This window comes from Klebsiella sp. 141251, assembly GCF_050600725.1.
In the GTDB taxonomy this organism is placed as follows: Bacteria; Pseudomonadota; Gammaproteobacteria; order Enterobacterales; family Enterobacteriaceae; genus Klebsiella; species Klebsiella aerogenes.
This window is the reverse complement of sequence record NZ_JAQIRG010000003.1, coordinates 219,783-234,678: the sequence shown is the minus strand read 5'-3', so window position 1 is coordinate 234,678 and position 14,896 is coordinate 219,783. Positions and strand designations below refer to the sequence as shown.

Sequence of the window (14,896 nt, the reverse complement as noted above, 5' to 3'; positions counted from 1 at the left end):
GACGATTTTATGTAAAAAGAATCTGAATATGACTGAGGTAAAGGATCTGATATTAACGAGACCGGGATGTCTGCGCGATTAACGCGCTGGGATTGCTCACCGGCCGACCGTATGCAAGAGCTGGCCGGTGAGCAAATGGCTGTGATGGCAGTTCGCAGCCGCGGTTATTTTAAAGCGTCCGCGCAGGTTTAAACATATTTCTTCGCGCCAGGAGGCTATTTTCAGACTTACCTCATTACCGTTGCTAATAAGTCAAACCACTAATTAACGCCTGTTAAGAAAGCTCCACTACTAATAATGACGGTATAAAGATGAACAAAAGCACAGAGTTGAATAATTAAGAGTATTCCTGGGGGAATTATCGGGCAGAGAGATGACTTCTGATAAATATTCAGGATAATTTATCAATCTTAAGGAATTTGCCCCGCGGCTGCCTGTACCATAAAGGAATCCATATGGTTAATCGGATATCGATCCTGTCATCTGTCGACAGCTCCTCGTTATTATTCTGGAAATTCAGCGGGCAGGAGAAACTGTCCGAACCTTTCCACTTTCAGGTCGATTTACTCAGCCAGGATTTTGCTATCGACCGTCAGGCCATGCTTGGCAAAAACATGACGGTGGCGGTCCCCGGCCAATGGGGGCAGGAGCGTTATCTTTCCGGCAAAATCACCGCCGTTACCGTGCGCGCCGAAGATCTTGGCGAGACGCGCTACGCCGTCTATCAGACCACGCTGGAACCCGATTTCTGGCCGATGATGCGCGACCGCAACTTCCGTATTTTCCAGCAGCAGCGGGTGCCGGATATCGTGGCCAAACTGTTTAGCGAGCATAACGTTAAGTTTGAGGACAAACTTACGCGTAGCTACCGGCAGTGGGATTATTGCGTGCAGTACGCGGAAAGCAGCTTCCATTTCATCAGCCGTTTGCTGGAGCTGGAAGGTATTAGCTATCTGTTCCGCCACGATAAAGACGGCCATACCCTGGTGCTGATGGATGACTATCAGCAGGCTGAATCCTTCCCCGGTTATGAAACTATTCCCTGGCATGCGCAGCCGGGCGGCGGCGCGGTCGGCGAAGAGGGCATCAGCCAGCTGATGGCGAGCCACGTCGTCACGCCGGGGCTTTACAGCACCGATGACTATGATTTTCGCAAGCCCCACGCCTGGATGCTGCAAACGCTGCAGAACCCGGTCTCGCCGACGCCGGGCAAAATCGACGTTTACGACTGGCCGGGGCGCTTTATGGAGCACGGCGACGGCGAAGCCTACGCCCGCATTCGTCAGCAGTCCTGGCAGGCCGAACAGCAGCAAACGCAGGGTATCGCCACCGCGACCGGTATCGTCCCGGGACACACCTTTACCCTGACGCATGCGCCTAATATGACTGATAACGCTAAATGGCTGGTGGTGGGCGCCCGCTATGATTTTGAAGAGAATCAGTATGCCTCCGGCGGCGGAAATACCGCGCAGCACCGCATCGCATTCACCGTTATTCCCGCCGCGACGCCATTTGTCCCCGCGTCAAGGACCGACTGGCCGCGCACCTACGGGCCGCAAACCGCCCGCGTGGTAGGGCCGAAAGGAGAATCGATCTGGACCGATAAATATGGCCGGATTAAGGTGAAATTCCACTGGGACCGCGAAAGCCAGGGCGATGAAAATAGCTCCTGTTGGGTGCGCGTTTCCAGCGCCTGGGCCGGGCAAGGTTACGGCGGGGTACAGATCCCACGCGTCGGTGATGAAGTGGTGGTGGACTTTATTAACGGCGAGCCGGACCGGCCGATTGTCATTGGCCGCGTCTATAACGAAGCCAGTATGCCGCCGTGGGCGCTACCGGCGGCAGCCACGCAGATGGGCTTTATGAGCCGCTCAAAGGATGGTTCGCCGGACAACGCCAACGCCCTGCGTTTTGAAGATAAACCCGGCGAAGAGCAGCTCTGGCTGCACGCCGAGCGCAACATGGATACTGAAGTCGAAAACGACGAGACCCATGATGTCGGCAATAACCGCACCAAAACCGTCGGCAAAGACGAAACCAGCCATATCAAACAGAATCGAACCCGCACGGTGGATGGCAATGAAAGCGTTACCGTCGGCAAAGATCGCAGCAAAACCATCAATGGTAATGAAACCACCACCGTTGAGCAGAACCGTACCGAGAGCGTGAAGGGGAATGAGACCCTAAGCGTTGAGCAGAACCGCGATGAAACTATTAGCGGCAACCATACCACCACGGTGAAAAGCAACCATACCGCGACCGTCGAAGGCAAGCAGTCTCTGACGGTCGTACAGGATCGCACCCGTCAGGTGCAGGGTAACGAAAGCGTCAGCGTCCAGCAGAACCGTAACGTGCAGGTCACCGGCAATCAGACGCTGGGAGTGACCGGCAATCACGATATTTCCGTGACCGGTAAGCAAACGCAGACCATTGCCAGCAAGCAAGAGGTGACGATCGGCGCCGGGCGTACCCTGAGCATCACCGGCGGTGATACCCGCTTTACGCAAGGGAGCGTAACCGACAGCGCTACCGATACCGTACATATCAACGTGGGTGAAAGCGGCATTCTGATAAGCAACGGCAGCGTGGAGATTACCGCTGGCGGGTCGACGATCACCATTAACGCCGCCGGCGTGATGGTGAATGGTAAGAAGATTGAGCTCAATGCCTGACAGGGAAAAGGAATGAACGCGGCGAAGAATCCGACCGAAAAAGTGATGAACGAGCTTGAGCTTAGCTGGCTGGACGCCAGCGAGCAGGCGGAGCAGATCCGCTTATTTATCTGGCGGGTGCCTGCCGGCGGCGAGTCGCTGCTTGATGGTTTTATCGCGCTGCAGCAGCACCCCGAAGGGCGCTCGCTGCCGGATCTGCTGCTGGGGCTAACCACGCCGTTTGAGACCAGCTATGGCTACAGCGACGCGCTCGGGCGCGAGTTTGTGGAACATTACGAAGCGACGCCGGATGCCGCTATATGGGATGCCGAACGCTTTCTTCCGACCTATAGCCCGGCGCAGTTGCGGCAGCTGCTGCAGGATTTTGCGACGACATTTCATGACGATTTACGTTATCTGGTGTTGGTGCTGAAACCCTCCGCCGTCAGCGATGAAAAGGCGTTGAACCGCTGGTTGAACGGCTGGCTGGCGCAGGAGGCGTGCAACGCCAGACTGTTACTGATCGACACCCTTGAGCAACCGATCTGGCAGCCGCTGTATGAGGCGCATCCGCGCAGGGTACGGCTGCTGACCGATGATGTCGACAGTATGAAAGTGATGCACCAAACCGCGCGCGGGCAGAGCGATCCGAATCCCGATCGCCTGCTGTTTCGCCGCTATCTGGCTGACGCCATGCTGCTGCTGGAAAAAGGCAGCGCCGCGCAGGTGGCCGCGCGCGGCGGCATGGCGCTCGGCGTCGCCCAGCGCTGCGGTTGGGCCGACCAGCAGGCGATGATGCATAACCTGATCGCCGGCGGTTGGTTGAAAGGTAACGATCATCAACGGGCCGTCGAACACTACCGCCAGGCGCAAAACATCAGCGGCGAAATTGCCGAGCCGGCGCTTAAAGGACAACTGCGTACCCAAAGCACTTTTGGCGAGGCCGGCGCCTGGTTTGCGCGCAAAGAGTATCTCCAGGCGGCGAAAGGCTATCGCCGGGCGGCGGGTGAAGCGCAAGCCATTCCACATCCGGTATTTGCCGTAGAAGGCTGGCGGATGTCCGGTTTTTGTCTCAACCTCGCCGGGCATCGGGCAAAAGCGATGGAGGAGTATGCCCACGCCATCCAGGCGGCGGAGCCGATCCCACGGCAAGAGCGCGCCCAGACCACGCTGCCGCTGGCATTTCAGGATCTGCTGCGCATCCATGATAAACGGCGAACCGAGGCGCTTGAAGCCTGCGCGACGCGCTGGCAAAGCGAAAAACAGCGCTTAATCCAGCAGGCGGAAGACCGCTTGCCGCGGGAACCTGTCGTCGAACAGGTAAAACGCGTGGATCGGCAGTTACAGCTACAGCTGGAAGCCGCGTTCGCGCTGATCCGCGAAGCGCGGGAAAAACTGATCCGCGGCGGCGATGACAGCTTTCGCCGCGTGATCCGTCTGGCGCGGGAGACGCTGCATCCGCACTGGAACGGCCTGCCGGAGATCGCCCACCCCTTTGATGCCCCGCCGGGTGAATGGCAAAGCCTGCCTGCCTGGGGAAATACCGATGCATCATCCACTGAAACTGCAGGGAGCAACCCGCTATGAAGACCCGGATTATTATTATTGTTGCCGTGACGCTGCTGGCAATCCTGTTTTTAAGCCTCTCGGACGGCGGTTTCGCCACCGAAGTGCGCACCTTCCTGCGCGCGCTGCTGCGCGCCATGTTCTGAGGCGCGTCTGATGCACTCCGGCGCTCACTTCGACCCGCAGCTTGGCCTGGATATCCATACTTATCCCTGGCCGCTGCCGACGCCGCATATCGGCATCGTTTTCGACGTGTTTGATTATCTGCCGCTGCTGGGCACTACCGTACACGTCAACGGCATCAAACGCGCCAGCGCGGGGACCGGCGGTATTGCGGTGCATATTCCGGTCGGCGGAGTGTGGGTACCGCCGCTGCGCGCGCCCGGCGGCCCGCAGATGGAAGACGAGCTGTTTATGGGCAGTAAAACCGTCGCCGTCGACGGTGAGCCGTTTTCCCGTATCGGCATGCCGGTGCTGAGCTGTAACATCCTCGGAATGGTGCCGCCGTTCCGCCTGAAGCGGCTGAGCAAACCAAAGCCGCTCTCGCTAACGCTGCCGCTGACGTTTAACCTCGCGATTCCCAACAATGTGATTGTCGGCGGGCCGCCAACCATCAACCTGATGGCGCTGCTGATGCGCGCCGGGTTAAGCGGGTTGGGCAAGGGGTTGAAGAAAGTTAAAAAAACGCCGCAGTGGCGACTGTTTATGCGGCGGTTTAAAAAGCTGCGCCAGAAGCTGTTTCGCAACATGGATCCCGGCGTCCTGAAATGCCGGGTGCTACGCGCCGAACCGGTTGATATCCGCGACGGTAGCGTGAGCCTGGAGCATGAGGATTTTTTGTTACCCGGCCGCCTGCCGCTGGCGTGGACGCGAAGCTACTCGTCGGCGGATCTCGATGAAGAAGGGCTGTGCGGTTACGGCTGGTCAACTCCGGCTGACACCCGCCTTGAAATACTGGCCGATGAAGGCGTCGCGGTGTTGACCCAGCCTGAAGGGATGACGCTGTTTGCGGCGCTGCCGCAGTCCGACGGCCGCGAGCAGGCTATTGTTGGCCTGCCGGACGGCAGCCGCCTGTGGCGGGAAACCCGTAATGGCGAATGCTTCTGGCATGTTGAGCAGGAAGGGAGCGCGCGGCTGCAATTTCGCGGTAAGCGCGGGCCGCTGGCGATTTACCGGCTGGCGGACCGTAACGGTAACGGCTGGCAGTTCGACTGGCAGGGGCGCGAACTTGAGCGCATCCGCGAGTTCAGCACGCGCGGCATGAGCGGCAGGGAGATCCTCGTCACCTGGCAGGATGGCCGCCTGCGGGCGCTACGCCTGCGCAACGCGCTGGATGACGAGATCACGCCGCTGACCCGCTATGAATACGATAGCGATAATCAGTTGAGCGCGGAGATCGATGCGCTTTCGCATCCGCGGCGCTTCTACTATCAACAGCGCCATATGACCAGCCATGTCGACCGTAACGGCCAGGGCTTCCACTACCAGTTCAATGACGAGTGGCGGGTGGTTCACGCCTGGGGCGACGGCGGCGTATGGGATTACCATTTCGCCTGGCACGACTTGCTCAACGAAGTGGAAATCACCGATTCCAACGGCCATGTAACGTCTGTCAGCTTTGATGATAACGGCCTGCCGGTTTCAGAGATCGATCCGATCGGCGGCAATACCGTCTTCCACTACGATGATTTTGGCCGTACCGTCGAACTCATTGAGCCGGACGGCAGCGCGCGTCGCTGGGAGTATGATGAACAGGGGCGAATGATCGCCGAACATCTGCCGGACGGTAGCCAGATTCAGGCGGCCTACAATGAAGACGGCGATGTGCTGACGTTGATTGATGAGAAAGGCGCGTGTTGGCGTTCGGACTATGACGAACGCGGCAACCTGCTGGCGGGAACGGACCCTACCGGCGTCACCACGCGCTATCAGTATGATGAGTACGGACAACTGAGCGCGGCGGACGTGCCGGGTTCCGGGCAGAGTCGTTATCACTATGATCGGTTTGGTTTTTTGCAGGCGCTGAGCCAGGCCGGCGCGGGAACCACTCAACTGCGGCATTCCGCGCGCGGCACGCTGCTGGAGCGTATTGACGCCAGTGGCGGTAGCAGCCGTTTCCACTGGGACAGCAAGGATAGGCTGGTGGCGATGGTCAATCCGCAGGGCGGCGAAATTCGCGTCGCTTACGACCGGGAAGATTCACCGCTTCACTTCACCGATGAAGCCGGCCAGATAACCCGTTTTCGTTATAACCGCACCGGAATGCTGGCCGCCTGCGAGACGCCGGATGGCGCGACGCTTGCCTATCAGTACGACCTGGAAGATCGCCTGCTGGCGGTGATCAACCAGAACGGTCAGCGCTGGCAGCTGACCCGCGACGCGCTGGGGCGCATCGCCGCGGAGACCGATTACTGGGGACAGGTGACCCGTTATGGCTGGGATAAAGGCAACCGGCTGATCGGCCGTGAGGATCCGCTGGGGCGGCTGGTGCGCTACGGTTACGACCGCGGTGGGCGGCTAAGCGAGCGGCGCAGCGGCGATACCCTGCAGGCGAAGTATCATTACGATCCCTGCGGGCGGATGGTGCTGTGTGAGAATCCGTGGCGGCGGCTGGCGTGGCGCTATGATGACGCCGGGCGGGTGCTGCTGGAGGAGCAGGACGGTTTTCAGCTGCATTATGGCTATAACGAGCGCGGCCTGCTGGTCTCCCGGCGCAGCGACAGCGGTCATCAGGTGCGTTACGCCATGGATGAGTATGACCGGTTGAGCCAGATCCAGCTGAATGACGATGCGCCGATCGTGCTGGGTTACGATGAGGCCGGGCGGCGGGTCAGCGAGCAGCTGTCGGCTGAAGTGACGCGTCATTTCACCTACGACCGGCTCGGCCAGCTGACGTCGCAGCAGGTGTTGCAGAATGATTTACCGCTGTTCACCAGCGGCTTCAGCTGGGATAGGCTGGGTAACCTGACCCGGCGCGATGACAGCCTGTGGGGCAGCGATCGTTACGCTTACGATCCGGTGGGGCGCTTGACGGCCCATACCGCGCCGGACGGTACGCTGCGGCAGTTTGTGCAGGATGCGGCAGGCAGCCACCTGCAGACGCAGACCCGGGCGGTGAATGAGAGCGCCGGAGGCTGGTTCCGCGAGGGGCAGCAGCGCGGGGTGCGTTATGTATTCGATCGCGCGGGCGAGCTGCGACAGCGGCGCGATGTCCGGCATAACGGCGAGAAAGAGGATTTTAGCTGGGACGATAACCGCCAGCTGGTGGCGGTGCGCAAGGGCGAGCGGCTGGTGCGCTACGGTTACGACGGGCTGGGGCGCCGGGTGTTCAAGCAGACGGCGGAAGAGACGCGCTGGTTCTACTGGCAGGGCGACGCGCTGGCGGGGGAAACGGTCACTATCACCCGCGAACCGCTGGCGGCACAGAACATTTTTGATACCGGCAGCCGGCTGCAGCGGCAGAAAGCGCAGGCCGCGCTGTTCAGCAGTATGCGCGAGTACGTGTACTATCCGGGAAGTTTTCAGCCGCTGGCGCTGCTGACGCAGGAAGCGGGCAGGAAGGAGAGCTGGCACTATCATTGTGACCCGAACGGCGCGCCGGTCCGCCTGACGTCATTACAGGGCGAGATAGTGTGGTCAGAGAAGACGGGCGTATGGGGAGAAAAAGGGGAGATCTACGCCGATCGTATCAGCAACCCGCTGCGTTTCCAGGGACAGTATTTTGACGCTGAAACGGGGCTGCACTATAATCGACATCGTTACTATGATCCTGAAATTGCGGGATTTATTAGTCAGGATCCGATTGGATTAGCCGGTGGGCTGAATGTTTATCAGTATGCGCCGAACCCATTAAGCTGGATCGATCCGCTGGGACTAAAATGTGGCTTCGCGGAAAAGGACAATATAACCCAAAGGTGGGTAAATAAATTAACAGGTAAAACTCCGGCTGAAATAGACTCCCTTTTAACATCTAAAGGTTGGACGAAGATCTATCCACAAGCTGGTAGGCCTGAGGCTATTCAACATATACAATATGTGAAAACGACAAAATCTGGTACAACATATAAATTAGATTATCATCCTGGTGGTAACGCAAAACAACAAAATATTCATGGAAATGATTACTGGAAGGTTTATAGGACTAATAGTGAAGGTGAGGATATCGTATATGGACGTATAGGTCATGGTGGTTTTGAAAATTATGATCTAATAAAGGACTCTCCTGTTTATGTCGACGGTGTATTAGTAAATGGTGGGATGTAAAATGTTTGATTTTTCTGCAGAAATAAAATCATTTCATTCGTTAGGCGATGTGCTGTTAAATACAAATATATCTGTCTATCTTGCTGAAATGTATGCTGACCATTGTGTTGAGTACAAAGAGTATCTTCTACCTGATGCGAGTAAGAGATTTGCCTATGTATTGGATGATACTTTAACTATATCAACCGAACCTGATGGAAATATATTTTCTATTGGATGCAATCAAAATTACAAAGGGTTATACAAAAACTTATTATATGCCGGTCAAGAATTTGGTGAGATAAAAAAACTCACTTATCGGCAAAGAATATTTAATGGTTCCATTATTATAGACGAGGATTTTGGCATTCAATTTATATTACCCTCACCATTTGATGAGATAGCTGACAGTATAGATAACATTCCGTCCGACTTGAAATTGAATGAAATATATATAGGGGATTTTTCATTTTGGAATCCATGTAAATAACAAAGCAAAGCCGGGTAATAAATTAACTCTTCCCGGCCTTTATAGCAACGCTGCGCTTTGGGAACTCTATCTTAGAGCTTAGATTGGTGCGGGTTGACGGTACGATTGGCCCAGGGGATAGGATTGTTCGTCTGATCCGATTGGATTAGCCGGTGGGCTGAATGTTTATCAGTATGCGCCGAACCCGCTGGGATGGGTGGATCCGTGGGGGCTGACTGGAAAACCGTTAAACTCACCTGATATAAGCAAGTGGCTTAATAAAGGGGGAACGGTTTGGCAAGAAGTTGAAAGCAAAGTTTGGGTATACCAAGATAGTGCTGGCAATGTTGTTCGCTATCCAGAAGGGTTTCCAGATTTTACACCATATGAAAGGCAGAGTGTTAATGTTCCAGACTTAAGGGGAGATCATAGTAAGTCACCTGGAGGAGATTTTGGTAAAGCAGATGCATTAGCGCCAAAAGGCCAGGCGAATTATGATCTTAATACGTGGCATCATCATCAAAATGGCATCACAATGCAGGAAGTTCCCAAAAATATTCATCGCCGGTTCACCCATAGAGGCGGTGTATCTAAAATAAAAAGCAACTGTCAATAATATCAGGAGTTATAGAATGCCTATTTTGACTGGATTAAGTATTGATAAACAAGATATTAGTTATCTGGAGGGACATTTCTCTGTTGCTTTTCCTGATGATTACAAAGATTTTTTAAAAAAATACAATGGATATAGAATCGTGGCACCTGACTATTGCGACCTACCATTCGACAAAGTTGATAATGATTTTATTTCATTCGATGTGCTTCTTGGTTATAAGACTAGTAATAGTAATTTTGATATAGTTGAAATTAATGAAGAGTTACTAGATGAAATATCGTTTATTGATGGTGCACTAATAATTGGCATGGATCCAAGTGACAATGGCTATGTCCTGATAACTAAAAATAATTTGGCCGGAGTTTATTACTGGGACCGGACTTGCCTACATGCTGAGGATAATAAACAAAGCTATGATATTAGTGATGATGATGATTTAAATCATCTTTATCTTATAAATAAAACCTTTTCAGATTTTTTTGGAAGTATAATTAATCTAACAGTCAATAAAGGAATGAAGTTGTCTACGGGATTGTAATGATACTCTTAATTTAAGGATGTACTTCTTTAATACCCTGTATGGTTAATTATCATGCAGGGTTCAATAATAAATTGGATTGCACATCTATAATGTCAAGTATTAAAAAGTAAGAAATGGAATCATAGGATTTAGGGAGCCTTGCTTCCTGATAGATATAAACATTTTGGAAATTTTAATGGTTCAGAAGAAAAATATCAGTATTTCCAGTAAAGGAGTATTGCTCTATGAAAGAACTCGAAAATACAAAAATTGAATCCTAAGTTAACTCCTTTGTTGAACAAGGAAATGAGTTACATAATGACAAAAAATATGCTCAGGCTTTAGAGCAATGTGAAAAGCCTGGAATATTTTGCCTGAACCAAAACCAGAATGGCAAGTTGCTAACTGGATTACCGCAAATATATTCAGCGCTTATTTTGACCTTGGTGATTACAATGAGGCAAAAAAAGGGGCGAAATGACGTTGCAAACGAGAGTAAGAAATATTTCTTTAAATGATAAAAATCCTCGCTACTGTGTGGGTTTTGCAATGCGAAAGCCCTTTGAGCAAATGGTATAATGCCGGGAAAAAGGATTCCAGCCGGCGGTACAGGCATTTTTTTGATTCCGGCAGCCGGCAGCATGCGCCGGTCCGCCTGACGTCATTGCAGGGCGAGATAGTGTGGTCTGAGAAGACGGGCGTATGGGGAGAAAAAGGGGAGGTCTACGCCGAACGTATCAGCAACCCGCTGCGTTTTCAGGGCCAGTATTTTGACGCTGAACGGCTGAATACCTTACTTACCTCTCTCGCGGCATCCCCTTCTTACTACTGTACATCGCTTTATCCGCACTGTTCAGCAATGTATCGGCATCCGCGGCATCGTGAGGGAAAAGCGCAATGCCGATGCTGCCGGAAATCGTAATAACATACTCGTGGATCAAAAATGACTGAGTCAGCGCATTGCTGATTTTTTCCGCCGTTTGTCGGGGGAGCGGATCGTTTACCTTTAATCCGGGGAGCAGGGCGATAAACTCGTCGCCGCCGAGGCGGGCTACCGTATCACCTTCTCGTAAAACGCTTTGTAGACGGAATGCTACCAGCCGCAGCAGTTCGTCACCCACGGCGTGGCCGTAAACATCATTCACCGGCTTAAAGCGGTCGAGATCGATAAAGAGCAGCGCCACCTCTGTCTCATTGGCGATAGCCTGAGTAATCGCCAGCTCCAGGCGATTAACCAACAGCCTGCGGTTTGGCAATCCGGTCAGCGCGTCGAAGTTGGCGTGCAGCCAGACCACCTGCTCCCGCTGTTTGCGGTCGGTGATATCGCGAATAAACGCGGAGAAAATCTGCTTGCCTGATTGTTGATGTGGCCAGATTGACAGCTCGATAGGAAACTTGCCTTTAGTGCGATGCAGGGCGGTAATTTCGATGGTGCGATTAAGGATATTCGACGGCTGAGCCGCCTGAAAGCGCATTAAACCACGTGCGTGCTGCTCGCGAAACTCTTCCGGCACGATCATCTCGCCCAGGTTGTTGCCGATAGCTTCCCCTGCGGACCAGCCGAACATTCTTTCCGCGGCCTGGTTCCAGTTAATCACTACGCCCGCATGATTGATGGTAATCACCGCATCCTGTGCGGTCTCAACCAGTTGTCGATGGTTCTCCTCGCTTTCTGCCAGCGCTCGCTGCATCGACTCAATCTCGCTGATACTCTCTTGCAGCTCACGATGCATTTCCGCAAGCGAAAGCGAGAAAAAGCGAATACGCTCTTCTACTGACATATTTTTCATTTCGGCGTAGAGATCGCTGGCGCTACGTGGTGGCATAAGGCGTTCCTGATGAATCGAAGAGAATATTCAACCAATATAACAATAAGTGTAGTTAAAAAAAGATCAGCTGCTGACATCTCCGCTATTTTATCTATTAAATAAAATCTATTGTAAATTTGTCCAGATTTAAATTTAACGCTTAGTTACAGATGGATCATATTCCGGAGGTAATAATCCGCACTCTTTATAAAGCGTATTAAGGACAATTTATCGTGAATACTTTCTTGCGTAACACCCTGGCCGCCGTGTTGATGACTGCGGGTCTTTCCGTTGCCGCTCAGGCCGCGACGACAACCGAAGTACCGCCGTTATCCCAGGACCCGGTGGTGCAACATCTCAAGCTGAGCAACGATCAGGTCAGCAAAATTCAGGCCCTGCGTCAGGAGCTGGAAACAAACCTCAAAAATATCAAAATTGGTGGTTACCAGGATGGGGCTCTGGTTGATGTGATTCAATCCGGCAAATGGGATGATGCGAAAGTAAAACAGCAGTTAGCCGCTTTTGCGCAATTGGATCAGCAAACGCGTTATTACCGAGTGAAATATTACTTCGGTATTAATCAGGTACTGACGGCTGAACAGCGCGAGCAGGTAAAAAAAGATCTGCAGCAGGCACTAAACTAAACAATGTACGCATGTTGCGCCCTTTGGCGGAACATGCGTAATGACTTTCCGCAATGAAAAGACAAGGGTGTCATCATGAAGAAGTTTCTCTTTATTGCGCTGGGAATGACCGCGTTGTTTAGCCAGGCTGGGGTCGCCGGGACTAAAACGTTGGTTGATTATGGCGTCGTACAGGAAAGCCATATTATTAGCAACCCGCATCAGCGCCAGCCACTTCGTACGCTGGCTGCGGGAACGCTGGGCGGCGTTGTCGGCCATCAATTCGGTAATGGTAAAGGGCAGACGGCGATGACCGCCGCAGGCGCCCTGGCCGGAGCTGGCGCTTCACGCTATCACCAGGATCGGCAGCAGGGCGCTCAGCAGGTTGAACTGCTAATCAAAACCAATAGTGGCCAGGTGATACAGGTGCTACAGGGTTACGACGGTCGGCTTATCTTCAACAAGGGAGATAAGGTGCGTATCCTGACGTCGGGAAATGATACCCGGGTGGATAAATCGGTGTAATGCGCCAAGCGGGAGCCAATATACTCCCGGTTGGCGTGACACGTTATGCTGATTTCAGCATATCAAAGCGGATAATCCGCGAACGTCCCAGCTCTTTCGCCCGATACAGCGCGGCATCTGCAGCACGTAGCAGGCTGTCGCTTTGCGCGTGTTGCGGATAGCTGGCGATACCGATAGAGACATTCACCTGGCCTATGTCCGTCAGCCCGCAGCGTAAAGTCATATTTCTCACGTTGTTGTAGATTTCAGTCGCGCAGGCTTCCGCTCTGGCCTCATCGCTGCCGGAAAGCAGCACCAAAAACTCTTCGCCGCCATAGCGGAATGCCATGCCAATATCGCGAACCACGCGCTGGATGATCGCTGCGACGTTTTTAATCACCAGATCGCCCGCTTCATGGCCGTAATTATCGTTAACCGCCTTAAAGTGATCGATATCAATCATCAGGCAGCTCAGCGGACTGTTGTTGCGCACCGCCAGATTCATCTGCGTATGCAGCGCTTCCTCAAGATGGTGGCGGTTTCGCAACCCGGTCAGAGAATCAAACAACGCTTTTTCCAGCAGCGCGTTGCGCAGACGCTGATTGGACAGCGCCAGGCCCAGCGCTTCCGCCATGAGTTCGAGATAGGCGCGGGAAGGGGCTGTCTCACTGGTGACATTACGAAAAGAGAGCAGGCCAATGGCTTCACCCTGGGCGATCAGTGGGACGCACAATGATTGCTCGTTACATTCTTGCGGCAGATGATAGCAGGCGATGTCCGGCTCGCCGTTAACCGGCGGATGGCTCAGACCGCGGCGTACTGCCCAGCAGTTATCAGGATAAAAGACTGCGGGCTCGTCAGGTGGCGAAAGCCACTGCGCGACGCAGCGCATTTGCCAGGGATCGGTATCCAGAATATACAGTCGGCCAGGAACGTCCGGCGCGATGTTGGGCGCGAAAAGTTCAGCGACCTTCACCACATCCTCGAATGACTCACATCCCTGCAAGCGTTGAGTCATTCGCGCCAGCAGTTCACGAACCGCCCAGTCGGCATCGCGTTGTTGTTCAAGGCGCTGGCGGGCAAGGCCATTTTCGCGAAAGATGCGGATTGCCTGCGCCATATCGCCGATTTCATCGATCTGTTTGAAGTGCGGTGGTTCGACGGCATAATCCTGTGATGCCAGACGTTGTACCACATCGCTGAGTCGTACCACTGGGGTGAGTACCCGGCGTTTGAGAATAAAACCGAGAACAAATAAAAACATTAAGGCGGTCAGGCCGACCATCGCTTCCGAAAGCGTCCGCCAGAGGCGCGATTTTTCAGTAGCTTGCTGCATGGCGTTGTTCGTTCGGCCTTCCAGCAGCAGGCGGAAATGATCGATCTGCGTTTGCACCCGATCCAACTCCTGCTCATAAGGCTTGCCGTAAACCTGCAAAATTGCCTCTTTCTCTTCGCCGCGAGCGACGCGATCGATGGCGGCCTGCTGTTCATCTTGTAATTCATCGACAATACGCAGGCCGTCGCGCAACAGCGCCAACTCCTGCTGGCTGGCGCCAATGTCTTTTAGTTTAAGCAACCGATCTTCAATTGATTTGAGAGCTTGGATCTGCTGACGATACTGTTGCAGGGTCTCTGGTTGTTTTTCGATGACGTACAGTCGCGTGAGGTCCGAAAGCTCCCACGCGTCGCTTTCTATCTCATCGGCAAGACGAACGAACGCATCCCGTTGTTGTACTGCCTGGCGTTCAGCGCGATCGGCGCCGGAAGCCATTAGCATCGCCATACCGGATGCAATGGTCAGGCCTACGGTGATCCCGTAGGCCCAGTTAGTCATGGTGGCGATTCTCACCGAATATTTCCTTGCAGGCAGATGAATGAGGCATTCGTCTTTTTATTA

General features: G+C 53.6%; 12 protein-coding genes and 2 pseudogenes. 11 read left to right on the top strand and 3 right to left on the bottom strand.

Going from position 1 to position 14,896, the window contains the following annotated elements:
- Positions 1–455: 455 nt before the first annotated feature.
- The 8 genes and pseudogenes from PGR09_RS08860 to PGR09_RS08825 all read left to right on the top strand — a co-directional run bounded on the left by PGR09_RS08860 (position 456) and on the right by PGR09_RS08825 (position 10,082).
- Positions 456–2,672, top strand: a complete 2,217-nt coding sequence (locus PGR09_RS08860) for a type VI secretion system Vgr family protein (RefSeq protein ID WP_047077920.1) — start codon at positions 456–458, stop codon at positions 2,670–2,672.
- Between the two features lie 12 nt (positions 2,673–2,684).
- Positions 2,685–4,238: a hypothetical protein gene (locus tag PGR09_RS08855; protein WP_430916050.1), complete on the top strand. Its 1,554-nt coding sequence runs from the start codon at positions 2,685–2,687 to the stop codon at positions 4,236–4,238.
- A complete protein-coding gene (locus PGR09_RS08850; RefSeq protein ID WP_015366119.1) occupies positions 4,235–4,363 on the top strand; it encodes a hypothetical protein in 129 nt (42 codons plus the stop codon). The genes PGR09_RS08855 and PGR09_RS08850 overlap by 4 nt, the downstream gene beginning before the upstream one ends.
- A 10-nt stretch (positions 4,364–4,373) precedes the next feature.
- Entirely contained in the window at positions 4,374–8,480 is a 4,107-nt protein-coding gene (locus PGR09_RS08845; RefSeq protein ID WP_315710880.1) for an RHS repeat-associated core domain-containing protein, read from the top strand.
- 1 nt (position 8,481) lies between these two features.
- Positions 8,482–8,949 (top strand): hypothetical protein, encoded by a 468-nt coding sequence (locus tag PGR09_RS08840; protein WP_047045164.1) that lies wholly within the window; start codon positions 8,482–8,484, stop codon positions 8,947–8,949.
- Between the two features lie 127 nt (positions 8,950–9,076).
- Positions 9,077–9,160, top strand: a pseudogene (locus tag PGR09_RS08835) (RHS repeat-associated core domain-containing protein); the annotation flags it as partial.
- Positions 9,146–9,544 (top strand): HNH endonuclease, encoded by a 399-nt coding sequence (locus PGR09_RS08830; protein ID WP_072048046.1) that lies wholly within the window; start codon positions 9,146–9,148, stop codon positions 9,542–9,544. The pseudogene PGR09_RS08835 and the gene PGR09_RS08830, both read left to right, overlap by 15 nt.
- Positions 9,545–9,560: 16 nt before the next feature.
- On the top strand, positions 9,561–10,082 hold the full coding sequence (locus PGR09_RS08825) for an SMI1/KNR4 family protein (protein WP_063415159.1): 522 nt from the start codon (positions 9,561–9,563) through the stop codon (positions 10,080–10,082).
- A gap of 316 nt (positions 10,083–10,398) precedes the next feature.
- On the opposite strand, the gene PGR09_RS08820 is transcribed toward PGR09_RS08825, so the two are convergent.
- Positions 10,399–10,707: a hypothetical protein gene (locus PGR09_RS08820; protein ID WP_196796496.1), complete on the bottom strand. Its 309-nt coding sequence runs from the start codon at positions 10,705–10,707 to the stop codon at positions 10,399–10,401.
- Between PGR09_RS08820 and PGR09_RS08815 the strand changes: the two are divergent.
- A pseudogene (locus PGR09_RS08815) lies at positions 10,708–10,845 on the top strand (sugar-binding protein); the annotation flags it as partial.
- Between the two features lie 16 nt (positions 10,846–10,861).
- Here the strand turns inward: PGR09_RS08815 and PGR09_RS08810 are convergent.
- Positions 10,862–11,890: a diguanylate cyclase domain-containing protein gene (locus PGR09_RS08810; protein ID WP_047077923.1), complete on the bottom strand. Its 1,029-nt coding sequence runs from the start codon at positions 11,888–11,890 to the stop codon at positions 10,862–10,864.
- A 215-nt stretch (positions 11,891–12,105) separates the two neighbouring features.
- On the opposite strand from PGR09_RS08810, the gene PGR09_RS08805 reads away from it, so the two are divergent.
- Together PGR09_RS08805 and PGR09_RS08800 are read left to right on the top strand one after the other, a co-directional pair.
- A complete protein-coding gene (locus tag PGR09_RS08805; RefSeq protein ID WP_072251527.1) occupies positions 12,106–12,516 on the top strand; it encodes a Spy/CpxP family protein refolding chaperone in 411 nt (136 codons plus the stop codon).
- Positions 12,517–12,591: 75 nt separating this feature from the next.
- The gene (locus tag PGR09_RS08800) at positions 12,592–13,020 is read left to right on the top strand and encodes a glycine zipper 2TM domain-containing protein (protein ID WP_047045152.1); all 429 of its coding nucleotides are present in this window, start codon (positions 12,592–12,594) and stop codon (positions 13,018–13,020) included.
- A 43-nt stretch (positions 13,021–13,063) separates the two neighbouring features.
- Here the strand turns inward: PGR09_RS08800 and PGR09_RS08795 are convergent, their stop codons facing one another.
- On the bottom strand, positions 13,064–14,848 hold the full coding sequence (locus PGR09_RS08795) for a diguanylate cyclase (protein ID WP_430916049.1): 1,785 nt from the start codon (positions 14,846–14,848) through the stop codon (positions 13,064–13,066).
- Between the last annotated feature and the right edge of the window lie 48 nt (positions 14,849–14,896).

Bases quoted from the DNA above. Each gene is read 5' to 3' on its own strand.
- PGR09_RS08855 (WP_430916050.1), top strand. From the start codon at position 2,685: ATGAACGCGGCGAAGAATCCGACCGAAAAAGTGATGAACGAGCTTGAG.
- PGR09_RS08860 (WP_047077920.1), top strand. From the start codon at position 456: ATGGTTAATCGGATATCGATCCTGTCATCTGTCGACAGCTCCTCGTTA.
- PGR09_RS08810 (WP_047077923.1), bottom strand. From the start codon at position 11,890: ATGCCACCACGTAGCGCCAGCGATCTCTACGCCGAAATGAAAAATATG.
- PGR09_RS08840 (WP_047045164.1), top strand. From the start codon at position 8,482: ATGTTTGATTTTTCTGCAGAAATAAAATCATTTCATTCGTTAGGCGAT.
- PGR09_RS08820 (WP_196796496.1), bottom strand. From the start codon at position 10,707: ATGCTGCCGGCTGCCGGAATCAAAAAAATGCCTGTACCGCCGGCTGGA.
- PGR09_RS08850 (WP_015366119.1), top strand. From the start codon at position 4,235: ATGAAGACCCGGATTATTATTATTGTTGCCGTGACGCTGCTGGCAATC.
- PGR09_RS08800 (WP_047045152.1), top strand. From the start codon at position 12,592: ATGAAGAAGTTTCTCTTTATTGCGCTGGGAATGACCGCGTTGTTTAGC.
- PGR09_RS08825 (WP_063415159.1), top strand. From the start codon at position 9,561: ATGCCTATTTTGACTGGATTAAGTATTGATAAACAAGATATTAGTTAT.
- PGR09_RS08845 (WP_315710880.1), top strand. From the start codon at position 4,374: ATGCACTCCGGCGCTCACTTCGACCCGCAGCTTGGCCTGGATATCCAT.